Raw genomic sequence first — 21887 nt, 5'->3', positions numbered from 1 at the left:
CTTTTCTCAGCAGATCCCTCCTCGTTTTGCTATAATTAGTGTTCTGCTTAACGATTCAGGAGGTCTTATGGCTTCAGGTTGGGCAAACGACGGCGCAGTGCAGGATCAAATCGACAGCACCATAGATGATGCTGTGGCGCGGGCGCGGCGCGATCTGCCGAAGGGCGAAAGCCTGGAATTTTGTGAGATGTGCGATGAGCCGATCCCCGAGGCCCGGCGTAAAGCCATCCCCGGCGTTCACTTGTGCGTTAACTGCCAGCAAAAGCAGGACGAACACCGTCAGCGCTTTTCACCGTATAACCGCCGCGGTTCGAAAGACAGCCAGCTGCGTTAGCGCGCTATCTAGAACGGCGCCCTTTCTTAAACCTACCCTTTCTTTTTACGTCTCAACACAGGCCCTGCTCTCAGGAGTAAGGTAAATGCCTGTAAACCCTTTTACAGCGCACGCCCGGGCCTGCTGTTGTTCTTTTACCGGTTCAGATAAAAGCCTGACAATAAAATCACCTGTATGTGGTTGATTTGTAAAACTGCCTAAAGATATATCGTTCAAAAAATAAGCATAAGTCCATCAATTTTTTGCGCCGATGGCTATGCAAGCCCCTCCTACACTTAGAAAGCTACGTTGTGTTCTCATCTCTCCCGGGAGGAGGTCAAAATGAAAACATTGCTATCGCTCTGCGCCGGTCTGGCTTTCGCCACGCTCTCTTTTTCCGCGTTCTCCGCGCCGCAAATGCTGGACAATACTAACCAGCAGCTGCGCCCGGCGGGCACCGTTTCCGCACAAGGCGCCCTGTCGCTGGACGATCTGGAAGATAAACTGGCGGAAAAAGCGCGCCAGGAAGGCGCCAGAGCCTATAAAGTGGAATCGGCTGGCGGCGAAAATCAGATGTACGGCACTGCCACCATTTATAAATAATCGTTACGTTCCAGGCCCGCCTCAAGGCGGGCTTCGTCTGTCTGGCATAAGCTACCGCTGACACATTGGGTTAACAAAAGAGAGGGCGAAGCGTGCTGTTACGCTTTGCGAGACGCAGAGGTGAAAAAATCCTGCTTTCTTGCGGGGTAGATAATTGATTAACAACGATATTAAAGATAATTCAAATTTTTAGAACAACCCTGTCAATTCTCTTCGATTTAATATTTCGCCTTCAACGTCAATAATAAACACATCGACGGAACAACGCCCACATAACAGAATAAACTTCGAGAAAAATAGTATGAAAACCGTAAAATATGCTGCTGCCGCCCTCCTCCTGACCACCGTTTCCAGCGCTTTTGCCGCCCAGGCCGTTAACCCTGCCGACGCACAGAACTTGCACAAAACCGGCGTGGTCTCGGCAACCGGCGCGACGACCCTTGATGGTCTGGAAGCCCGTCTGGCTGCCAAAGCCGAAGCGGCAGGCGCGAAGGCTTACAGCATCACCTCAGCCAACAACAACAATAAACTCAGCGGCACGGCGGTTATCTACAACTGATTTACCCTCAACTCTGACTCTGTATTACCCCTGTTGTTACCCTTTTGCCCGCTGCTTCTGCCGCGGGCTTTTTTATGCGTATCAGAACGTCTCGTTGATTTTTACCCGCGCCGCATCCATATCCGCCGCCTCTCCCGTCGCCACAAGGCAGCAGGCAAGCTGGGTTTTAATCGCTTCCGGCACCGGCTCAAGCCCGGCGGCGCAGCGCTCGGTCCAGCGCGCGGTCACCTCCGCCTCTTTCGACGCGGGTAAGGCTTCTGCGCTGGTCTGGGTGTGACGTTCGCACAGCACCCGCTCACCCGCCTCATCAATCCACGTTATCTGCGGGCAACGCTGCGGATTCGCATAAACTTCGCCTTCCGTGCCGTGCATCAGTAACGCGCGCCCGCCGATATCGGCAAAAAAGGCGGCGACCCGGCCAACATATTCCGGGTGTGAAACGCTGGAAAGCCGCAGCGCGCTGGCTTCAGCAAACGGCGTGGCGAGTTTCGCCAGCGTATGGGCGCTGTTGCGCACCCCCAGCCGCCAGCGCATGCCAAGCTGTTTTTCCAGCGGCGGACAGAGCGCGCTTACCGGAATATAGACAGGACGATGGCTCTCAAGCTTCGCCTGCGCCTGGCCTGCATGATGCGTTGCTTCAATGCCCATCAGGTTAAAGATGGTTTCCGTCAGCACCCGTGTCGGATCTTCGCTTACGCCATGCACCACGACCGGAAAGCCAAGCCGGCTTAGCAGCATCGCCAGCAATGGCGTCAGGTTCGCCTGCTTTCGCGCGCCGTTATAGCTTGGGATGACGACAGGCATAGGACGCGCTACCGGCGGCGTCAGGCGCCAGGTGTGCTGCTGCATCGCTTCATAAAAGCCGCGCATTTCAGCTTCGCCCTCGCCTTTAATGCGCAGCGCAATCAGGATGCCGCCCATTTCCAGGTCCGGCACCTCGCCGTTGAGCATATGGTTATAGAGAGCACGTGCGCTTTCGTAGTCCAGGTCACGTGCGTGGTTCTTTCCCCGGCCGATCTCTTTGATAATCGCACGGTAGTCCATTTTTCTCTCCTCTCTCATCGCCTAAATATAAATACGGTGAATTATTCCGGCGTAACCCATTGCTGTTTATGCTCTGACGCGTGCTTGTCTGCCTCTGCGCACAATACAGGGTAAAAACCTTATATTACAAGCGCCTGATACTCACTTTATTTTATCGCCGTAGCACCAAATCAATAAAATTAACAAGTTAATTACACGTTACTTATTCACTAAAAGAATAGTTTAGAGTTCATAAATTGAACAACTAATACACCAATAGCATATTTAATGGCGAAATAATTCATGCCTTAGATATTTAAGGCGCTGCTTACTTCTTAATTCAGGATTGATGATGAAAAATATTGTGTTAAGTACAGTCATTGCCGGGATAGCAAGCTGCTCAGTCTCTGCATTCGCCGTCTCTACAGGCGAAGGCCAGGTGAACTTTACCGGTGAAATCCTTGATTCCGCTTGTGAGGTGGTGAATACCCTGAGCAGCCCACTGCAGGTGAACTTAGGGAAAATTTCCAAAACTGTGTTTACCGGCGTTGGCTCGGCGGCAACGCCTACAAGCTTCGCTCTGCAGCTGAAAAACTGCCCGGCAACGGCGACTGCGGCTTCAATTACCTTTGGCGGTACCGCAAACAGCGACAACGATAAAGTGCTGGCGCTAACCAGCGGCACCGGAGTGGCAAGCGGTGTAGGCATTCAGTTGCTTGACTCTTCCGGTTCGCCGCTTGATCTTTATACCGCCTCTGCGGATTACACGCTGAAGTCTGGCTCCGAAACCAACGATTTGGCGTTTGGCGCGCGCTATATTCAGACCGCCGCCTCCGTTACTGCTGGAAAAGCGGATTCCACCTCGACCTTTACCGTTACTTATAACTGATCTCACCGCCGGATATTAGTCACCACCCGGTGGCTAATATCCTTATTTTAATAACTGGAGTTCACCATGCGTAAGTTATTTATCGTTTCAGCGTTATTAATGGCCGCCACCGCAGCTCAGGCAGGCGTGGTAGTCGGCGGCACCCGCCTGATTTATCCAGGTGATAAAAAAGAAAGCTCGCTCACCGTCTCTAACTCTGATGATATTAATTATTTAATCCAGACCTCGATTGATTCTACCGATGGCGCCCGGGCGCCTTTTCTGGTGACGCCACCGCTTTTTCGCCTCAATGCAAAGCAGGATAACGTTCTGCGTGTCATTTATACTGGCACAAATTTGCCGCAGGATCGTGAATCGCTTTACTGGCTGAACGTAAAATCGATTCCGTCAACAGTGAAGCAACAAGAACAGAATACATTGCAGATCGCCATAAAAACCCGAATTAAATTAATCTACCGCCCTGCAGCTATAAACGGCAAACCAGAAGAGGTGGCAAAAGATTTAAAATGGCGCAGAAGCGGCAATGCTCTGATAGTCAACAACGACACGCCTTATTATATGAATTTTCAGTCCATCACCTTAGGCGGAAAAAATTTGCCGAAAATTGGCTATGCGGCGCCAAAAAGCGAAACGCGATTCGATATCCCCGCCAATATTAACAGCAACACAGTCGCCTGGAAAATTATTAATGACTACGGCAACATCAGTAAAGAATGGAAAACCGCTTTCTGAATCCACTACCTTAGTTAATTTTCTTCACAAGAAATAGTTTTTATTTCAGGAATAATCATGTCACACAACAAAGGCAGACGGATGAACAAAATACGCATTCGCCATCTGGCCTTGTTGATCTCCTTACAGTGCCTGGCACTGGGAGTATCATCAGGGCAGGCCTGGGGTGACGATTATTTCAACCCGGCGCTGCTTGATGATGGCGAGCATAGCCAGGAAAGACCTGACCTCTCTCTTTATGAAAAAGGGCCTGGCCTCTCACCCGGGAAATATAAGGTCGATATTCTGGTGAATAACCAAAAAATAGCGAGCCGGGACGTCGATTTTTTTCTGGCTAACGATGCCAGCGGCAATGCTATTCTCGCGCCATGTCTGAGCATAAGCGCGCTGAAAAGCTTTGGCGTGGCGACGGATAAATTCAGCGAATTGACTGAGCAGAATGGCTGCGCCACGCTCAACGTTATTCCCGCTGCCAACGCTACCTTTATCGCTAACCGCCAGCAACTTCTGCTCAGTATTCCGCAAAGCGCAATGGAGCAGACGGCGCGCGATGCCATCGCCCCGGACGAGCTTGATGAGGGAATAACGGCGCTGCTGCTCAATTACAGCTATTCCAGCAGCCTCATCCATTCGCTGGAAAAAGGCAGACCGGACAGCGAGAGCGCTTATCTGAACCTGCGCCCTGGCTTTAACGTTGGCCCCTGGCGACTGCGTAACTACTCCACCTGGAATCGTAACAGCAGCGGTGCGGATACCCAGTCCGACTTTTCGTCCGTTTATACCTATTTGCAGCGCGACCTACGCAAGCTCGGCAGCGAACTGGTGCTGGGCCAGAGCAGTTCGCCTGCCGATGTGTTTGACAGCATTCCTTTCACCGGCGCCCAGGTTGCCTCGGATGATGACATGCTGCCGGACAGCCTGCGCGGCTACGCCCCTGTGGTACGCGGCATAGCCAACAGCAATGCGCAGGTAACGATTCGCCAGAACGGTTACGTGATTTATCAGAACACCGTAGCGCCCGGTGCGTTTGAAATAGATGACCTTTATCCGTCCGGCAGCAGCGGCGATCTTAGCGTTACCGTCAAAGAAACCGACGGCAGCGAGCAGCATTTCGTCGTGCCCTACGCATCCGTACCGGTATTGCAGCGTGAAGGCCATCTGAAATACAGCCTGACGGGGGGCAAATATCGCTCTTATGACGAGGAGGTTGCCGAAACGCCGTTTGTGCAAGGGGCAACCATCTATGGATTGCCGCGTGGTTTTACCGCCTATGGTGGCATTCAGTACAGCAAATATTATCGGGCGCTGGCGCTGGGCGTGGGTAAAAACCTGGGGGACTGGGGTGCGTTTTCCGTCGATCTCATCTCGGCGCAGTCGCAGCCCTTCCATGATGAAGCGCAGAACGGACGCTCATGGCGCATGCGCTATAGCAAAGATATCGCCAGCACTGGCACGTCTCTGGCTGTCGCGGGTTATCGCTACAATACCTCAGGATTTTATACGCTTCAGGAGACCCTGGATTCCTACCGCAGCGACGACCAGTGGAATACGCCTGACAGACGGCGAAGCCGCCAGGAGATAACGCTTAATCAGGAGCTCGGCGAAACGCTGGGGTCGCTGAATCTGAGCCTGGTGAAAGAACAATACTGGGACCAGCAGACGCAAACCTCGCTCGGGGCTGGCTACAGCAACAGCTGGCACGGCATCAGCTTCGGCTTCAACTATAGCCTCAGCCAGAATACGCAGCTGCTCAATGATGACAGCACGGCCAAAAACAATGAGCAAATCATCTCTGAATGTATCGGTCCCGTTAGATGGCTGGATGAGCAATACCTGGGCCAGCTATAGCCTGAACAGCAGTAAAGAAGGCAGCGCGCAAACGTTGGGGCTGAACGGCTCGGCGCTTGCCGATAATAACCTGAACTGGGGCGTTCAGCAGAGTATAAGCCATGACGGCAGCAGCAACGCCACCAGCCTGAACGCCGACTATCGCGGAACTTACGGCGAACTGAACGCCGGCTACTCCCAGGATCAAACCCAGCGGCAGATCAACTACGGCGTGAGCGGCGGTCTCGTCGCCCATCGCCATGGCGTCACGCTCGGGCAGCCGCTGGGGGAAACCTTCGCCCTGGTGGAAGCGCCAGGCGCCAGCGGCACCGCGATTGCTAACCAGAGCGGCGTCAAAACGGATTATCGCGGTTATGCCATTGTGCCCTACGCCAGCCCCTAGCGGCGCAACACCATTGCGCTGAATACCGAGACGCTGCCTGACGGGGCGGACGTCACCCATGCCGCGCAAACCGTAACCCCCACAAGGGGAGCGGTGGTGCGCGCCAGCTTCGATACGCGTGTAGGCAACCGGGTGCTGATGACGCTGCTGCGCGCCGACGGTCATCCCGTGCCGTTTGGCGCTTCCGTGGCGAACGGCGAGCAAAACGAAGCTGCTATTGTTGGCGATGAAGGCCAGGTTTACCTGACCGGGATTAAACCAGACGCGTTGTTAACCGCCTCATGGGGCACCGCGGACAACCAGCATTGCAGCGCACATTATCATCTGCCGGAGAAAACTCAGGGCAGCCCTGTTATTACCGTCACTGCGCAATGTTCTTAATTAACGGCGCCGGAGAGTCATGATGAAATTTATCCGCTACTTTTTCTCCCTGTGTTTACTGGCGAGCTCACTATTATTTATTCCGCACGCCAACGCGGCCTGCAGCACCAGGCAACTGCCTATGTCCCAGGGTATCTATAATTTAACAATCTCAACTTCTACCGAAATTGGGGATGTCATAGCGGGGACGGAAAGAGCAGTAAATTTTAACGTGAGTTGCACAACCGACCGCAGCGGTGAAATTCTTATCGCCTGTTTTAACGGCTCAGGCGAAGAGGTGCCCGGAATGCCGGGTGTTTATGCCACGGGCATTGCCGGTATTGGCGTTACTCTTTATAACGATCAATGGAAACGCGTTACAGGGAAAGGCGAAAACTGCGACTCGAGAAACACCCCTATTTATAAACTCGACAGTAATAAATCTTTTATGGCAACAACCAATCTGGCGCTGGTAAAAACCGCAGAACAAATAGGCGAAGGCAATTTAAACAGCGCCAACAGCAGCTTTGTCTTTAAAATTTACAACGCGGAAAAAATTGCCAATAACAGTACAGCTTATTACAACGTTTATTTGTCTCCGAATACGGTTTCCTGTTCCGTTGATCCCAAAAGCTTAGTAGTAAATTTAGGCGACATCCCTGCTTCACAATTTACCGGACCAGGCACTGCGACGCCATGGCATAACTTTGACGTGAATATTAGCTGTGATAGGGACACCATGATTCAGTATCGCATTACAGGCGCAGAAGGGATTATGAATGGCCAGCAGGATGTGATGAAACTCGACGATACGCCTGACAGCGCCACAGGTATAGGTATCCAAATGCAGGTTAATAACGCGACGATAAATTATTTTAGTGGCTACTATCCGCCGCTGTCGCTTACCGATAAAAGGCTGACCCTGCCGGCCGGCATTCGTTATTACCAGACGTTTCACGATGTCACGCCAGGCAGCGCCAATGCGGCAGTGATTATTACCATCGCGTATCAATAGGTTTGAGCATACATGAAAAAATTATTACTTCTTTTTTTATTGCCTTGCGCCGCCCATTACGCCTGCGCCGATTCGGTAGCAATCAGAGTGACCGGCAATATTCTAGGTTCAACCTGCGTGGTGGACAGCGGCAGCCAAAACGCCAGTGTGAATATGGGCAAGGCAACGTCAGGACAATTTCGCCAGGTGGGCGCAACGGGAGAATGGGTCGATTTTCAGATGTCGCTTTCAAATTGTCCGGCATCCATAACCCAGGTCACCAGTACCTTTAACGGCGTAGCGGATGCGGATGCGCCGAACTATTTCGCCAGTACCGGCACGGGTACGGGCGTGGGCCTTGAGCTCAGTACGGGTGACCACAGTAAGACACTCAGCGCAGGAAGTGAAATCGCCACCCCGGTGAACAGCAGCGACGGCACTGTGACGCTTCCCCTCGCCGCACGTTATGTCGCTACCACCGGGAATGCTACGGCTGGCACCTTCACAAGCGTGGTGCAGGTGACCTTTACTTACGAGTAGCGCCGCGTCGCCTGGCAATGCTGTTTTTACGCTTTCCGCCACTCGCGCTCTGCACGGGGCGCGGCTTTTTAACCGCTTCCGGCGCTTCAGGCTGTTCAATGGGGAAGACCGGCAGCGCGTCCAGCAGGCGCTTGCCGTAGCTTTTCGTCAGCAGACGGCGGTCATAAATCACCACTTCGCCCCAGCAGGCGTGGCTGCGAATAAGCCTGCCGACCTGCTGAATCAGGTTAAACGAGGCGGCAGGCAGGCTTTGCACTTCAAAGGGGTAGCGGTTGAGGCTTTTTAACCACTCGCCTTCCGTCACGACCACCGGGCTGTCTACCGGCGGGAAGGCGATTTTATGGATGTGCACCTGGCTTAGCAGCTCGCCTTTTAAATCGAGCCCTTCAGCGAAAGATTGCAGCCCTACCAGCACGCTGGTCTCGCCCTGCTCCACCCGTTTGCGGTGCAGCTCCACCAGCCGGTAGCGCGGCTGATCGCCCTGCACCAGCAGCGTCAGGCGCAGGTCGGTCACGTAAGAAAGAAACGTCTGCATGGCGCGGTTGCTGGCGAACAGCACCAGCATCCCTTTATGCTCGCCCTTCGCCAGTTCGGCACGGAAAAAGGCGGCCATCTCGGCGAGATGCAGCGCCTCGTGCTCCATCAGCGGTTCATGCTTCAGCCGCGGAATAACGATTTTTCCCTGCTCAATATGATTAAACGGCGAGTCGAGGCTCACAAACCTGTCGCCCGCTTTCTCTTTAAGCCCGCTCATTTCCTGCAACCGATTAAAGCTGTTAAGCGAACGCAGCGTGGCGGAAGTCACTATCACATGCGGCACCTGCCGCCAGATAAGCTTTTCCAGCTGATCGCTAACGCGAATACCAACACAGTGGAAGAAAATGTGCGGCTGCCCTTCCCGGGTTTCGCGCGTCACCCATTTCGTGACCGGCGCGCCGGAAGCCTGCGCCATCGCGGAGAGCCGCCACAGCTTGCTTTGCGCTTCAAAGTGCCCGAGCGCCCGGTTCATCTGCAACAGCACCCGATGCAGGCGCACAATGTCATGACTGCCGGTTTTTTCACTCAGATCGTTTAAAAACAGCTCGGCAAGACCACGCAGCGTGTCGGTGAGCTTCGCCAGCTGCTGGCAAATTACCATCACCTCTTCGGGCAGCTCGCCCATCGGGAAGCGGAACTCGCTCTCTTCGCCCGGCGGTAAATAAAGCGCGAGGATGCGGTTGAGTGAAGCGATAAGCTCATAGACCTGTTCGCAATGGTCCGCGAGACGCTCCGGCACGGCCAGCGGCGGCACGGTTTTTGGGCGAAATTGATCCATGCAGGTGGCGATAAGCTTGCAGAAAAGATCGAGCTGCAGACGGTTCCAGGGGGCGGTGATTTCCGCGCTCATCTCCAGCGCGTCGCGGGCGACATCCGGCAGATGGTGGCCTTCGTCCAGCACCAGCAGCAGGTTTTTCGGCTCCGGCAATACCGATTCGCTCTCCATCGCCGCCATCACCAGCGCGTGGTTGGCCACCACCACCTCCGCCTCCTGAATTTCACGGCGCGCCACGAAGAACGGGCACTCCCGGTAGTAGTGGCAGTTGCGGTTAAGGCAGCTCGCTTTATCGGTGCTGAGGCGCGCCCACAGGCTGTCATCAATAGCCTGGTCGGTGTGGTCGCGCAGGCCGTCCCACTTGTAGCTGTCAAGGTCCGCCTTAAGCTTCGCGCAGCGCTGCTGCTCCTCTTTGCTGTTCGGCGTCAGCTCGTCGTCGAGAAACGCCAGCAGGTCTCCCTGGGCGGCGGTATCGGTGGAGAGCGCGGCGAGGTTGCGCGGACAGACGTAACGCCCGCGACCGAAGGCGGCGGTAAATTTCAGCTCCGGGATGATTTTGCGCAGCAGCGGCAAGTCTTTGCTGTAGATTTGATCCTGCAGCGCCACGTTCGCCGTGCTCACCACCAGCGTTTTTTGCTCGTCGCGAGCGATGGCGATGCCAGGGATAAGATAAGAGAGGGTTTTCCCGACGCCGGTGGGCGCTTCAATCGCCAGATGCCGCCCCTCATCGCCGCCGAGGGTTTTCGCCACTTCGGCAATCATCTGCCGCTGCGGTGGGCGCGGAATAAAGTCCGGGATCTGCTGCTGTAGCGCCTTATACCAAGCGGCGATTTGCGTTTTTTGCGTGCCAGAGAGGGCCATCGGGGAAACCAGATACTGTATAAACAGCCACTATTGTGGCACTTTTTCGCCCACGGCTGAACCCTTTTTTATTGGTGCCGAAAGCGTGGGTTTTCATTCTACTTCTCTGCGCAGAGGGCTGGGGTGAGGGGAATATATGAGGGCGGTGAAAGGTTACGTTCGCCGCCGCCCCCTTAACCATCCCGGCTCGCGGCAGAAAAGCAGCCGCAAGGAAAAACCCTCACCTCACCGTTAGTGTTGGGTTGTGGGTTTGTTGTTCCGTAAGGTGGGTCAGCGAAGCGCCACCCGCCTCTGCGCAGTTCATTCCCCTTATCCCCAGATGCAAAAAAGGTGGATGCGCGATGCGCACCCACCTTTTGACTGTCGACCGGGTTAACCAGCCCTTAACGCTTTACTCGCCGGACGGTTTGCGCGGCGCGCGGCGGCGACGAGCGCCTTCACCGCCAGTACGCGCGCCGTTGTCGCCCAGGCGACGCGGACGATCGCCTGCGGGCTTGCCTTCAGCGCCCTGACGGCGCGGGCGCTCGCCAGCGGGCTTTGCGCTTTCACCCTGCGGACGACGTGCACGTTCGCCTGCCGGTTTGGCGTTTTCTCCGCCTTCACGGCGCTGCGGCTGACCGCGACCGCCGCCCTGCCCCCGACCGCCGCGCTGCTGCTGGCGACCGTTGACGATAGGCTCCGCTTTGATGCTCGGGTCCGGCTCGAAGCCCGGGATCGCCAGGCGCGGAATTTCACGCTTGAGCAGACGTTCGATATCCCGCAGCAGCTTATGCTCGTCCACGCACACCAGCGAAAGCGCTTCGCCGGTCGCCGCGGCGCGGCCGGTACGGCCGATGCGGTGCACGTAATCTTCCGGTACGTTCGGCAGCTCGTAGTTCACCACGTGCGGCAACTCTTCAATATCCAGGCCGCGGGCGGCGATGTCGGTCGCCACCAGCACGCGCAGGTCGCCGGACTTAAAGTCCGCCAGCGCCCGGGTGCGCGCGCCCTGGCTCTTGTTGCCGTGAATGGCGGCGGAGCGAATGCCGTCTTTGTTGAGCTGCTCGGCAAGGTGGTTGGCGCCATGTTTGGTACGGGTAAAGACCAGCACCTGCTGCCAGTTTTCTTTGCCGATAAGGTAAGAGAGCAGCTCCCGCTTACGCTTCTTATCAACAAAATGCACCTGCTGCGAAACCTGCTCAGAGGCGGTATTGCGGCGCGCCACTTCCACCTCTTCCGGGTTGTGCAGTAGCTTTTCCGCCAGCGCTTTAATGTCGTCGGAGAACGTAGCGGAGAACAGCAGGTTCTGACGCTTAGCGGGCAGCTTCGCCAGCACGCGGCGAATATCGTGGATAAAGCCCATGTCGAGCATGCGGTCCGCTTCATCGAGCACGAGAATTTCCACGTGGTCGAGCTTCACCGCGTTCTGGTGTTCAAGATCAAGCAGACGGCCCGGGGTCGCCACCAGCACATCCACACCGCCGCGCAGCTTCATCATCTGCGGGTTGATGCTCACGCCGCCAAACACCACCAGCGAGCGGATGTTGAGGTATTTACTGTAATCGCGGACGTTTTCGCCCACCTGCGCCGCCAGCTCGCGGGTCGGGGTGAGGATCAGCGCGCGCACCGGGCGGCGGCTTTTAGCGTGCGGTTCATTCTGGGTAAGACGCTGCAGCAGCGGCAGCGTAAAGCCCGCCGTTTTACCGGTGCCGGTCTGGGCGCTCGCCATCAGATCGCGACCGGACAGCACCACCGGGATCGCCTGGCGCTGAATGGGGGTCGGTTCGTGGTAGCCCTGTTCGGCAACCGCGCGAAGAATTTCCTGGCTTAAACCAAGTGAATCGAAAGACATATTTATTCCTGACTCGTCCCGACCGCAGAGGGTGTAGTTTCAGGGAGTCGAATGGCCGTCTGGCCGGAGCGGGACACAAACCACAATGTCGTGAAGGGCCGGAGTGTAGCAGTTTTTGTGAAGTACCGCATAAATTCTCATGCTCGCACCGCCTCGCAAAATAATTCGCTGGCGCTGGACGACGGGTAAATCTTATACATAATCTTAATCAATCGATTGATTAACTTTGTGGTGCCCTATGAATAATTCCTCATCGCCCTCCACCCAGCGCGGGGAACAGGCGCGAAACCAGCTTATCGCCGCCGCCATCGCCCAGTTTGGCGAATATGGTCTGCACGCCACCACGCGCGACATCGCCGCCGCCGCAGGGCAGAATATCGCCGCCATTACCTATTACTTCGGCTCGAAAGAAGATCTCTACATGGCCTCGGCGCAGTGGATAGCGGATTTCATCAGCCGCAACTTCCGCCCTCAGGCCGAGGCCGCCGACGCGCTGCTTCGCCAGCCTGCGCCGGAGAAAGCCGCCATCCGCGCCCTGATAGACGACGCCTGCCGCCAGATGATACGCCTGCTGACGGCGGACGAAACGCTAAACATCAGCAAATTTATCTCCCGCGAACAGCTCTCCCCCACGGCGGCCTATCAACTGGTGCATACGCAGGTTATTTCTCCGCTGCATGAGCATTTCACCCGGTTAATCGCCCGCTATACCGGCTGCGATGAGCAGGCCACCGAAACCATTTTGCATACCCACGCGCTGCTCGGCGAGATTCTGGCGTTTCGCCTTGGCCGGGAAACGATCCTGCTGCGCGCGGGCTGGACACAGTTTGATGAAGAGAGAGCCGCGAGCATTCACCGGGTGGTGGCGCGCCATATTGACTGGATCCTGGACGGCCTGACGCAAGGAGAGAAACCATGAAGAACAGAAAGCCGCTGTGGCTAATTTTGCTTGCAATAGCCGTGCTGGCGGCTGCCTGGGGCGGCTGGCGCTGGTATGAGAGCCGCCAGCGCGAGACGCTTACGCTATATGGCAACGTGGATATCCGCACCGTCAACCTGAGCTTTCGCGTCGGCGGGCGGCTTAGCGCGTTGACGGTGGATGAAGGCGACACGGTAAAAGCCGGGCAGCTGCTTGGCGAACTCGACAAAGCACCGTATGAAAACGCGCTGTTGCAGGCCGAGGCAAATGTCGCCGCCGCTCAGGCGAAATATGAACTGGTGATGGCCGGCTACCGCTCGGAAGAGATAGCCCAGGCCGCCGCCGCGGTACGCCAGGCGCAGGCCGCCTGGGACTATGCGCAGAGCTTTTTACAGCGCCAGCAGGGGCTGTGGCAACGGCGCGTTATCTCCGCCAACGACCTGGAGAATGCCCGCTCCTCGCGCGACCAGGCCCAGGCGCAGCTCAAATCGGCGCAGGATAAGCTAAGCCAGTTCCGCGCCGGGAACCGTCCGCAGGAAATAGCCCAGGCGAAAGCGAGCCTGCAACAGGCGCAGGCGCAGCTCGCGCAGGCGAAGCTTGATCTGCGCGATACGCAGCTGGTGGCGCCTTCCGACGGCGTGCTGCTGACCCGCGCCGTGGAGCCGGGCACGATGTTAAACGCCGGCGGCACGGTATTGACCGTCTCGCTCACGCGCCCGGTCTGGGTGCGCGCCTATGTCGACGAGGTGAATTTAAGCCAGGTTCAGCCGGGCCGGGAGGTGTTGATCTACACTGACAGCCGCCCCGATAAGCCCTACCACGGCAAAATCGGCTTTGTCTCCCCCACCGCCGAATTTACGCCGAAAAGCGTGGAAACCCCGGATCTGCGCACCGACCTGGTTTATCGCCTGCGCATTATCGTAAACGACGCGGACGGCGCGCTGCGCCAGGGCATGCCGGCGACGCTCGCCTTCAGCGACGGGGCGCGCGATGAACGCCGTTAAGAACGCCATTCGCCTGCACGGGCTGGTTAAGCGTTTCCCGGGCATGGAGAAACCCGCCGTCGCCCGGCTGGATGCGGAAATTCTGCCGGGCGGCGTAACCGGGCTGGTGGGGCCGGACGGCGCGGGAAAAACCACGCTGATGCGCATGCTGGCCGGGCTGCTGCGCCCGGATGAAGGCGAAGCGCAGGTGGCCGGGCTCGATCCGGTGCGCGACGACCACGCCCTGCACGCCGTACTCGGCTATATGCCGCAAAAATTCGGTCTGTATGAAGATTTAACGGTGCTGGAGAACCTGAATCTCTATGCCGACCTGCGCAGCGTCACCGGCGAGGCCCGCCGTGAAACCTTCAGACGCCTGCTGGCGTTTACGGCGCTTGATCCCTTTTCCGGGCGTCTGGCGGGCAAGCTTTCCGGCGGCATGAAGCAGAAGCTCGGCCTCGCCTGCACGCTGGTGGGCCAGCCGAAAGTGCTGCTGCTTGATGAACCCGGCGTTGGCGTCGACCCGATCTCACGGCGCGAGCTGTGGCAGATGGTGCACGAGCTGGCAGGCGAAGGCATGCTTATTCTCTGGAGCACCTCCTATCTGGACGAGGCTGAACAGTGCCGGGACGTGCTGCTGATGAACGAAGGCGAACTGCTTTATCAGGGCGAGCCGAAGGCGCTTACGCAGCAGATGGCCGGGCGCAGCTTTCTGATGACCAGCCCCACAACCGGCAACCGTCAGCTGTTGCAGCAGGCGCTAAAGCGCCCGGAAGTGAGCGACGGCATGATTCAGGGCCGTTCGGTACGCCTGATTTTGCGCCGGGAGGCGAACGCGCAGACGCTAAAACAGGTGCTGGCGCCGATCCAGCTTGAGGAGACCGCGCCGCGCTTTGAAGACGCGTTTATCGATCTTTTAGGCGGCGCCGGCTCGCGAGAGTCGCCGCTCGGCGCCATCCTGCATACGGTTGAAGGCGAGGCTTGCGAGACGGTCATCGAGGCGCGCAGCCTGACCAAGAAATTTGGCGACTTCGCCGCCACCGATGACGTGAGCTTTACGGTTCAGCGCGGCGAAATTTTCGGCCTGCTCGGCCCTAACGGCGCGGGCAAATCCACCACCTTCAAAATGATGTGCGGCTTGCTGGTGCCCACATCAGGTAAGGCGCTGGTGCTGGATATGGATCTGAAAACCAGCTCCGGCAAAGCGCGCCAGCATCTGGGCTACATGGCGCAGAAATTCTCGCTTTACGGCAACCTGACGGTTGAGCAGAACCTGCGCTTTTTCTCCGGCGTATATGGCCTGCGCGGCCGGGCGCAGAACGACAAAATCGCCAGCATGAGCGAGGCTTTCGGCCTGAACGCGATTTTTCGCCAGCCCACCGACGCCCTGCCGCTCGGCTTCAAGCAGCGGCTGGCGCTGGCCTGTTCGCTGATGCACGAGCCGGACATTCTCTTTTTGGACGAACCCACCTCCGGCGTCGACCCGCTCACCCGCCGTGAGTTCTGGCTGCATATCAACAGCATGGTGGAAAAAGGGGTGACGGTGATGGTAACCACTCACTTTATGGACGAGGCGGAGTACTGCGACCGCATCGGGCTGGTCTATCACGGGCAGCTTATCGCCCACGGCACGCCGGACTCCCTCAAGCGCGAGGCGGCGCAGAGTGAGCAGGAAGACCCGACCATGGAGCAGGCGTTTATCCGGCTGATTGAGCAATGGGATAAGGAGCACGCGAAATGAGCGCTCACTCACAGGCTTTTTCCTGGCGACGCGTCCGCGCGCTGTGCGTCAAAGAGACGCGGCAGATCCTGCGCGACCCCAGCAGCTGGCTTATCGCCATGGTTATTCCGCTGCTGCTGCTTTTTATTTTCGGCTACGGCATAAACCTGGACTCCAGCCGCCTGCATGTGGGCGTCTTGCTGGAGGAGCGCAGCGAAGAGGCGCTGGATTTTACGCATGCCATTAGCGCCTCGCCCTTTATCGCCGCCACGGTCAGCAGCAATCGTCAGCAGTTAATCAACCTGATGCAGGGCGGAAAAATTCGCGGCATCGTGGTTATCCCGAACGACTTCGCCGCCCTCATGGCGCGCAGCAACGATACCGCCCCCGTACAGGTGATAACCGACGGCAGCGAGCCCAACACCGCTAACTTCGTGCAGGGTTATCTGCAGGGGATCTGGCAAATCTGGCAGACCCAGCGCGCGCAAGACCGGGGCGAAAGCGTCGAGCCGCTTATCGATGTGCAGCTGCGCTACTGGTTTAACCCCGCCGCCATCAGCCAGCACTTTATTATTCCCGGTGCGGTGACCATCATCATGACGGTGATAGGCGCTATCCTCACGTCGCTTGTGGTGGCGCGTGAATGGGAGCGCGGAACCATGGAAGCGCTGCTTTCCACCGAAGTGACGCGCACCGAGCTGCTGCTCTGCAAGCTTATCCCCTACTACTTCCTTGGCATGCTGGCAATGCTGCTTTGCATGCTGGTCTCAGTCTTTATTCTGGGGGTGCCTTACCGCGGCTCACTGCTGTTGCTGTTTCTCATCTCCAGCCTGTTTTTACTCAGCACGCTGGGCATGGGGCTGCTTATCTCGACGCTTACCCGCAATCAGTTCAACGCCGCCCAGGTGGCGCTGAACGCGGCGTTTCTGCCGTCAGTCATGCTCTCGGGGTTTATTTTCCAGATAGACAGCATGCCTGCCGCCATACGGGTGGTGACTTATATCATTCCGGCGCGCTATTTCGTCAGCACCCTGCAAAGCCTGTTTCTGGCGGGAAATATTCCGGCGGTGCTGGTAGTCAATACGCTCTTCCTGGTGGCTTCGGCCGTGGTGTTTATCGGGTTGACCTGGCTTAAAACCCGTCGGCGGCTCGATTAAGGAGGCAGAATGTTTTATCGCTTATGGACGCTTATCCGCAAAGAGTTGCAGTCGCTGCTGCGCGAGCCGCAGACCCGCGCCATCCTCATCATGCCAGTCTTGCTGCAGGTGCTGCTGTTCCCTTTTGCCGCCACGCTTGAGGTCACTAACGCCACTATCGCTATCTATAACGAAGACAACGGCGCGCACTCTATCGAGCTGACGCAACGCTTTGCACGCGCTAAGGCTTTCAGCGAAGTGCGAATGCTCAACAGCGCGCAGGCGATCCGCCCGACGCTCGACACGCAAAAAGCGCTGCTGCTGATCCGCTTTCCGGCAGACTTCTCCCGCAAGCTGTCACGCCTTGAGCCCGCGCCGCTGCAAATTATCCTCGACGGGCGCAACTCCAACAGCGCCCAGATAGCGGCCAACTATTTGCAGGAGATAGTGAAGGATTACCAACTGGAGTTGCTGGAGGGCAAGCCGAAGCCGAACAACAGCGAGCTGGTGGTGCGCAACTGGTATAACCCGAACCTGGATTACAAATGGTTTATCGTGCCTTCGCTTATCGCCATGATAACCACCATCGGGGTGATGATTGTCACCTCCCTTTCGGTGGCGCGGGAGCGCGAACAGGGCACGCTCGACCAGCTGCTGGTCTCGCCGCTGGCCACCTGGCAGATTTTTGTCGGCAAGGCGGTACCGGCGCTGGTTGTGGCGACCTTTCAGGCCACTATCGTGCTGGGCGCGGGCATCTGGGGCTATGACATCCCCTTCTCCGGCTCGCTCGCCCTCTTTTACTTCACCATGCTTATCTACGGGCTGTCGCTGGTGGGCTTTGGGCTGTTGATTTCCGCACTCTGCGCGACGCAGCAGCAGGCGTTTATCGGCGTGTTTGTCTTTATGATGCCGGCGATTTTGCTATCCGGGTATGTCTCGCCGGTAGAGAACATGCCGGTGTGGCTGCAAAACCTCACCTGGGCGAACCCGATTCGTCACTTTACCGATATTACTAAAGCGATTTATTTAAAGGATGCGAGTCTGGAGATTATCTGGCGGAGCTTGTGGCCGCTACTGGTCATCGCGGCCACGACGGGGTCAGCGGCCTACGCGATGTTTCGGCGCAAAATCGCCTGAATGGCGCTTACGCTCTTTTACCAGCAACGACACCAGCGCCGGGCCCGCCAGCATGGCGAGCCCCGCCAGCGCCAGCAGCCAGTTGTTGTGCAAAACGCGGGAAAGCAGCCACAGCGCGATAAGCGACGTGCCGAAATACCAGGTGGTGGTGAGCTCTTCCAGAAAATCGCCCACATCGCGCCAGAGGCCTTCATGGTGGCGCTGCAGCATCAGCATCAACAGCACCGTCACGCCGTAAAGCAGGCATAAACCCAGCCCGACGCGCACCAGCGAGCCGCTAAGCCAGCCGGCGATAAGAAGCGCGATAACCGCCAGATGCAGAACAATCTGCCAGCAACTCAGGCCCGTTACGACGCGAATTTGTTGTTGCCACCTCATGGCTTCCATCCTCCGGGATTTTTCACTGATAACTGAGAGTACCGCACTTTACGGAAAATTCCGTAAGCCCGCACCTTTTTGTGACTAAGACTACACTTTATTTCCATCAGGACAGCGAAACGTGACGGGAGAAACATGGCAGGGAAAACACAGCGATTTTCATTCAAAGTGCTCACCATCAACACGCACAAAGGATTTACCGCTTTTAACCGGCGCTTTATTTTGCCGGAACTACGGGATGCGGTAAGGACGGTTTCCGCAGACATTGTCTGCCTGCAGGAAGTCATGGGCGCGCATGAAGTGCATCCAATGCACGTCGAGAACTGGCCGGATACCACGCATTATGAGTTTCTGGCCGATACGATGTGGAGCGACTACGCCTATGGGCGAAACGCCGTCTATCCGGAAGGGCATCACGGCAACGCGGTGCTCTCCCGCTTTCCGATTGAGCAGTATGAGAACCTGGACGTCTCGGTGGATGGGCATGAAAAGCGCGGGTTGCTGCACTGTCAAATCTCTCCCCCCTCGTTCGATAAAACGCTGCATGTTATTTGTGTTCATTTGGGCCTGAAGGAGGCGCATCGTCAGGAACAGCTCAACATGCTGGCGGAGCTGGTAAACAGCCTGCCGGATGGCGAGCCGGTAGTGGTAGCAGGCGATTTTAACGACTGGCGACAGCAGGCGAACCGCTTTTTGCATCAGCACACGGGGCTTGATGAAGTGTTCACCCGGGCCTATGGCCGCCCGGCGCGCACATTTCCGGTTCGCTTCCCGCTGCTGCGCCTCGATCGCATCTACGTGAAAAACGCCACGGTCAGCGCCCCGACCGCGCTGCCGCTGCGTACCTGGCGACACCTTTCCGATCATGCCCCTCTGGCTGTGGAGATTCATCTATGAAACCCACCTGGCGCGATGGCAACCGCATACAGTTGCTCGAAAACGGGGATGAGTACTATCCGGCGGTGTTTGCCGCCATTAACAAAGCGAAAAGCAAAATTTTTCTCGAAACCTTTATCTGGTTCGAGGATGAGGTCGGCCGACAGCTGCACGCGGTTCTCCTGCGCGCGGCGCAGCGCGGCGTCAGCATTGAAGTGCTGCTGGACGGCTACGGCTCGCCAGACCTTAGCGACAGCTTCGTCAACGAGCTCACCGCCGCAGGCGTAATATTCCGCTATTACGACCCGCGCAAGCCGCTGTTCGGCATGCGCACCAACCTCTTTCGCCGCATGCACCGCAAAATTGTGGTGATTGACGGCAACGTGGCTTTTGTCGGCGGCATTAACTACTCCGCCGAGCATATGTCCGACTACGGCCCGGAAGCGAAGCAGGACTACGCCGTGCGGGTGGAAGGCCCGGTGGTGCAGGATATCTACCAGTTTGTGCTGAGCAACCTGCCGGAAAACGAGCAGGCGGGCCGCTGGTGGCGGCGTCGACGTCAGCAGGCGGCGGACAACATCACGCCGGGCGAAGCCCAGGCGCTGTTTGTCTGGCGCGACAACGAAGAGCACCGGGACGACATCGAACGTTATTACCTGAAAATGCTCGCCAACGCGAAGAAAGAGGTGATCATCGCCAACGCCTATTTCTTCCCCGGCTACCGTCTGCTGCACGCCATGCGCAATGCGGCGCGGCGCGGCGTGCGCGTGAAGCTAATCGTGCAGGGTGAGCCAGATATGCCTATCGTTAAAGTAGGCGCGCGACTGCTTTACAACTATCTGGTGAAAGGCGGCGTGCAGGTGTTTGAATATTTGCGTCGCCCGCTGCACGGTAAAGTGGCGCTGATGGATGACCACTGGGCAACGGTCGGCTCAAGCAACCTTGACCCGCTGAGCCTCTCTCTCAATCTGGAGGCGAACCTTATCATCCATGACCGGCATTTTAACCAGACGCTGCGCGACAACCTTAACAGGCTTATCCGCGAAGATTCTAAACAGGTTGATGAAAGCATGCTGCCGCGGCGTACGTGGTGGAATCTGACGAAAAGCGTGCTGGCGTTCCACTTTTTGCGCCACTTCCCGGCGCTGGTCGGCTGGCTGCCCGCCCACACACCGCGGCTGGCGCTGGTTAACCCGCCCGTGCAACCTGAAATCGAGACCCAGGACCGGGTTGAGACGGATAATCCGGGAGTAAAACCCTGATGGCGAAATCACATCCGAAATGGCGTAAAGCGAAAAAGATCCTTACCTGGCTGTTCTTTATCGCCGTTATTGTCCTGATTGTGCTTTATGCGCAAAAAGTGGACTGGGAAGAGGTCTGGAAGGTTATCCGCGATTACAATCGCACCGCGCTGTTAAGCGCTATCGCGCTGGTGATTGTCAGCTATGTGCTGTACGGCTTTTACGACCTGCTCGGGCGCGCCTACTGCGGCCATAAGCTTGCCAAAAGGCAAGTGATGCTGGTGTCGTTTATCTGCTACGCCTTTAACCTGACGCTCAGCACCTGGGTGGGCGGTGTGGGGATGCGCTACCGGCTCTATTCACGGCTTGGGCTGCCGGGCAGCACCATCACGCGCATCTTCTCACTCAGCATCACCACTAACTGGCTTGGTTACATTCTGCTGGGTGGGGTGATATTCAGCATTGGCGTCGTTCAGTTGCCCGCACACTGGTATATCAATGAAAGCACGCTGCGCATTATTGGTCTCGCGCTGCTGGCGTTTATTGGGTTTTATCTCTGGGCCTGCGGTTTTGCGAAACGCCGTCATATGACCATCAAAGGACAGAAGCTGGTCTTGCCGTCGTGGAAGTTCGCTATCGTTCAGTTGCTTATCTCCAGCGCGAACTGGATGGCGATGGGGGCGATAATCTGGCTGCTGCTCGGCCAGCAGGTGGACTATTTCTTCGTGCTGGGCGTGCTGCTGGTGAGCAGCATCGCCGGGGTTATCATCCATATTCCGGCGGGTATCGGCGTGCTGGAAGCGGTGTTTATCGCCCTGCTGGCGGGCGAACATGTCAGCCACGGCGCCATCATCGCCGCCCTGCTCGCCTATCGCATGCTCTATTTCTTCGCTCCGCTGCTCATCGCCATCATCTGTTATCTGGTGCTGGAAAGCCGCGCGAAGAAACTGCGGGCGAAAAACGAGAAAAAGCTCGCCAGCGCAGAGCAGAAGTCCGGCACGCCGGATGAGAATCGGGTGGAGAGCCATACGAATGAGGCGCGCTTTACGCCGAGAGAAGGAGAGGTAAAAGGGTAAGCGCGGCGCTCAGGCGACAAGCTATAAGGCGGGTGGCGCGACGCTAACCCGCCCTGCAAAACCAAAACCGTTCTCCTGCCACCGCGACACTGCCCTCCCCACACTGACTACGGCGGCGCCCGTTCAGGGCCGCCTGTGGGGAACATCTGGCGCTAACGTATGTCCTTCGCGCCG

19 protein-coding genes and 1 pseudogene are annotated in these 21887 nt (G+C 57.2%); 16 read left to right on the top strand and 4 right to left on the bottom strand.

Annotation, left to right across the window (positions count from 1 at the left end; genetic code table 11):
* The first annotated feature begins 67 nt into the window (after positions 1-67).
* The 3 genes from IEX01_RS02755 (at position 68) to ybiJ (ending at position 1475) form a co-directional block, all read left to right on the top strand.
* On the top strand, positions 68-334 hold the full coding sequence (locus IEX01_RS02755; protein WP_188723229.1) for a DksA/TraR family C4-type zinc finger protein: 267 nt from the start codon (positions 68-70) through the stop codon (positions 332-334).
* A 321-nt stretch (positions 335-655) separates the two neighbouring features.
* The gene (gene bhsA / locus IEX01_RS02750; protein ID WP_024560686.1) at positions 656-916 is read left to right on the top strand and encodes a multiple stress resistance protein BhsA; all 261 of its coding nucleotides are present in this window, start codon (positions 656-658) and stop codon (positions 914-916) included.
* 301 nt (positions 917-1217) lie between these two features.
* A complete protein-coding gene (gene ybiJ / locus IEX01_RS02745; protein WP_188723228.1) occupies positions 1218-1475 on the top strand; it encodes a DUF1471 family protein YbiJ in 258 nt (85 codons plus the stop codon).
* 81 nt (positions 1476-1556) lie between these two features.
* On the opposite strand, the gene ybiB is transcribed toward ybiJ, so the two are convergent.
* Entirely contained in the window at positions 1557-2519 is a 963-nt protein-coding gene (gene ybiB, locus IEX01_RS02740; protein ID WP_024555979.1) for a DNA-binding protein YbiB, read from the bottom strand.
* 331 nt (positions 2520-2850) lie between these two features.
* Here ybiB and IEX01_RS02735 point away from each other — a divergent pair, with 331 nt between their 5' ends.
* From IEX01_RS02735 to IEX01_RS02715, 5 genes and pseudogenes are all read left to right on the top strand, one after another.
* A complete protein-coding gene (locus IEX01_RS02735; RefSeq protein ID WP_024555978.1) occupies positions 2851-3387 on the top strand; it encodes a fimbrial protein in 537 nt (178 codons plus the stop codon).
* 66 nt (positions 3388-3453) lie between these two features.
* Positions 3454-4119: a fimbrial biogenesis chaperone gene (locus IEX01_RS02730; protein ID WP_188723227.1), complete on the top strand. Its 666-nt coding sequence runs from the start codon at positions 3454-3456 to the stop codon at positions 4117-4119.
* A gap of 57 nt (positions 4120-4176) precedes the next feature.
* Positions 4177-6730: pseudogene (locus IEX01_RS02725) on the top strand (fimbria/pilus outer membrane usher protein).
* A gap of 19 nt (positions 6731-6749) precedes the next feature.
* Positions 6750-7724 carry a fimbrial protein gene (locus tag IEX01_RS02720; RefSeq protein WP_188723226.1) on the top strand — a complete coding sequence of 325 codons (975 nt, stop codon included), beginning with the start codon at positions 6750-6752 and terminating at the stop codon, positions 7722-7724.
* Positions 7725-7736: 12 nt separating this feature from the next.
* Positions 7737-8243 (top strand): fimbrial protein, encoded by a 507-nt coding sequence (locus IEX01_RS02715; protein ID WP_024555974.1) that lies wholly within the window; start codon positions 7737-7739, stop codon positions 8241-8243.
* On the opposite strand, the gene dinG is transcribed toward IEX01_RS02715, so the two are convergent.
* Together dinG and rhlE are read right to left on the bottom strand one after the other, a co-directional pair.
* Positions 8230-10416 carry an ATP-dependent DNA helicase DinG gene (gene dinG, locus IEX01_RS02710; RefSeq protein WP_188723225.1) on the bottom strand — a complete coding sequence of 729 codons (2187 nt, stop codon included), beginning with the start codon at positions 10414-10416 and terminating at the stop codon, positions 8230-8232. The genes IEX01_RS02715 and dinG overlap by 14 nt on opposite strands.
* A gap of 391 nt (positions 10417-10807) precedes the next feature.
* Positions 10808-12247, bottom strand: coding sequence for an ATP-dependent RNA helicase RhlE (gene rhlE, locus IEX01_RS02705; protein ID WP_024555972.1), 1440 nt, complete (start codon positions 12245-12247; stop codon positions 10808-10810).
* Between the two features lie 238 nt (positions 12248-12485).
* Here rhlE and cecR point away from each other — a divergent pair, with 238 nt between their 5' ends.
* Genes cecR through IEX01_RS02680 form a run of 5 tightly spaced genes read left to right on the top strand, consistent with a single transcriptional unit; the run spans position 12486 to position 18142 of the window.
* On the top strand, positions 12486-13166 hold the full coding sequence (cecR, locus tag IEX01_RS02700; RefSeq protein ID WP_024555971.1) for a transcriptional regulator CecR: 681 nt from the start codon (positions 12486-12488) through the stop codon (positions 13164-13166).
* A complete protein-coding gene (gene hlyD / locus IEX01_RS02695) occupies positions 13163-14170 on the top strand; it encodes a secretion protein HlyD (protein ID WP_188723224.1) in 1008 nt (335 codons plus the stop codon). The genes cecR and hlyD overlap by 4 nt, the downstream gene beginning before the upstream one ends.
* Positions 14157-15890: an ATP-binding cassette domain-containing protein gene (locus tag IEX01_RS02690; protein WP_188723223.1), complete on the top strand. Its 1734-nt coding sequence runs from the start codon at positions 14157-14159 to the stop codon at positions 15888-15890. Before hlyD ends, IEX01_RS02690 begins: the two co-directional genes overlap by 14 nt.
* Positions 15887-17026 (top strand): ABC transporter permease, encoded by a 1140-nt coding sequence (locus IEX01_RS02685; protein WP_048888363.1) that lies wholly within the window; start codon positions 15887-15889, stop codon positions 17024-17026. The genes IEX01_RS02690 and IEX01_RS02685 overlap by 4 nt, the downstream gene beginning before the upstream one ends.
* A 9-nt stretch (positions 17027-17035) precedes the next feature.
* Complete coding sequence (locus IEX01_RS02680) at positions 17036-18142, top strand: ABC transporter permease (protein ID WP_024555967.1); 1107 nt, start codon at positions 17036-17038, stop codon at positions 18140-18142.
* On the opposite strand, the gene IEX01_RS02675 is transcribed toward IEX01_RS02680, so the two are convergent.
* Positions 18104-18520, bottom strand: coding sequence for a YbhQ family protein (locus IEX01_RS02675; RefSeq protein WP_024555966.1), 417 nt, complete (start codon positions 18518-18520; stop codon positions 18104-18106). The two genes, IEX01_RS02680 and IEX01_RS02675, sit on opposite strands and share 39 nt — an antisense overlap.
* 135 nt (positions 18521-18655) lie before the next feature.
* Between IEX01_RS02675 and IEX01_RS02670 the strand changes: the two genes are divergently transcribed.
* The 3 genes from IEX01_RS02670 to IEX01_RS02660 are packed head-to-tail and all read left to right on the top strand — an operon-like array spanning position 18656 to position 21713.
* A complete protein-coding gene (locus IEX01_RS02670) occupies positions 18656-19417 on the top strand; it encodes an endonuclease/exonuclease/phosphatase family protein (RefSeq protein ID WP_024555965.1) in 762 nt (253 codons plus the stop codon).
* The gene (gene clsB / locus IEX01_RS02665) at positions 19414-20658 is read left to right on the top strand and encodes a cardiolipin synthase ClsB (RefSeq protein WP_024555964.1); all 1245 of its coding nucleotides are present in this window, start codon (positions 19414-19416) and stop codon (positions 20656-20658) included. Before IEX01_RS02670 ends, clsB begins: the two co-directional genes overlap by 4 nt.
* Entirely contained in the window at positions 20658-21713 is a 1056-nt protein-coding gene (locus IEX01_RS02660) for a lysylphosphatidylglycerol synthase transmembrane domain-containing protein (protein ID WP_188723222.1), read from the top strand. Before clsB ends, IEX01_RS02660 begins: the two co-directional genes overlap by 1 nt.
* Positions 21714-21887: the final 174 nt, after the last annotated feature.

The organism is Franconibacter daqui, from assembly GCF_014644275.1.
In the GTDB taxonomy this organism is placed as follows: Bacteria; Pseudomonadota; Gammaproteobacteria; order Enterobacterales; family Enterobacteriaceae; genus Franconibacter; species Franconibacter pulveris.
The sequence above is the reverse complement of the archived record's forward strand: the minus strand, read 5'-3'. Positions and strand labels throughout refer to the sequence as shown.

What these genes read in the sequence shown, in the direction of transcription:
- dinG (WP_188723225.1), bottom strand. Translation starts at nt 10,416, where the DNA reads ATGGCCCTCTCTGGCACGCAAAAAACGCAAATCGCCGCTTGGTATAAG.
- IEX01_RS02735 (WP_024555978.1), top strand. Translation starts at nt 2,851, where the DNA reads ATGAAAAATATTGTGTTAAGTACAGTCATTGCCGGGATAGCAAGCTGC.
- IEX01_RS02675 (WP_024555966.1), bottom strand. Translation starts at nt 18,520, where the DNA reads ATGAGGTGGCAACAACAAATTCGCGTCGTAACGGGCCTGAGTTGCTGG.
- hlyD (WP_188723224.1), top strand. Translation starts at nt 13,163, where the DNA reads ATGAAGAACAGAAAGCCGCTGTGGCTAATTTTGCTTGCAATAGCCGTG.
- IEX01_RS02690 (WP_188723223.1), top strand. Translation starts at nt 14,157, where the DNA reads ATGAACGCCGTTAAGAACGCCATTCGCCTGCACGGGCTGGTTAAGCGT.
- IEX01_RS02730 (WP_188723227.1), top strand. Translation starts at nt 3,454, where the DNA reads ATGCGTAAGTTATTTATCGTTTCAGCGTTATTAATGGCCGCCACCGCA.
- rhlE (WP_024555972.1), bottom strand. Translation starts at nt 12,247, where the DNA reads ATGTCTTTCGATTCACTTGGTTTAAGCCAGGAAATTCTTCGCGCGGTT.
- IEX01_RS02670 (WP_024555965.1), top strand. Translation starts at nt 18,656, where the DNA reads ATGGCAGGGAAAACACAGCGATTTTCATTCAAAGTGCTCACCATCAAC.
- bhsA (WP_024560686.1), top strand. Translation starts at nt 656, where the DNA reads ATGAAAACATTGCTATCGCTCTGCGCCGGTCTGGCTTTCGCCACGCTC.
- IEX01_RS02720 (WP_188723226.1), top strand. Translation starts at nt 6,750, where the DNA reads ATGATGAAATTTATCCGCTACTTTTTCTCCCTGTGTTTACTGGCGAGC.
- IEX01_RS02660 (WP_188723222.1), top strand. Translation starts at nt 20,658, where the DNA reads ATGGCGAAATCACATCCGAAATGGCGTAAAGCGAAAAAGATCCTTACC.
- clsB (WP_024555964.1), top strand. Translation starts at nt 19,414, where the DNA reads ATGAAACCCACCTGGCGCGATGGCAACCGCATACAGTTGCTCGAAAAC.
- IEX01_RS02755 (WP_188723229.1), top strand. Translation starts at nt 68, where the DNA reads ATGGCTTCAGGTTGGGCAAACGACGGCGCAGTGCAGGATCAAATCGAC.
- ybiJ (WP_188723228.1), top strand. Translation starts at nt 1,218, where the DNA reads ATGAAAACCGTAAAATATGCTGCTGCCGCCCTCCTCCTGACCACCGTT.
- IEX01_RS02715 (WP_024555974.1), top strand. Translation starts at nt 7,737, where the DNA reads ATGAAAAAATTATTACTTCTTTTTTTATTGCCTTGCGCCGCCCATTAC.
- ybiB (WP_024555979.1), bottom strand. Translation starts at nt 2,519, where the DNA reads ATGGACTACCGTGCGATTATCAAAGAGATCGGCCGGGGAAAGAACCAC.
- cecR (WP_024555971.1), top strand. Translation starts at nt 12,486, where the DNA reads ATGAATAATTCCTCATCGCCCTCCACCCAGCGCGGGGAACAGGCGCGA.
- IEX01_RS02680 (WP_024555967.1), top strand. Translation starts at nt 17,036, where the DNA reads ATGTTTTATCGCTTATGGACGCTTATCCGCAAAGAGTTGCAGTCGCTG.
- IEX01_RS02685 (WP_048888363.1), top strand. Translation starts at nt 15,887, where the DNA reads ATGAGCGCTCACTCACAGGCTTTTTCCTGGCGACGCGTCCGCGCGCTG.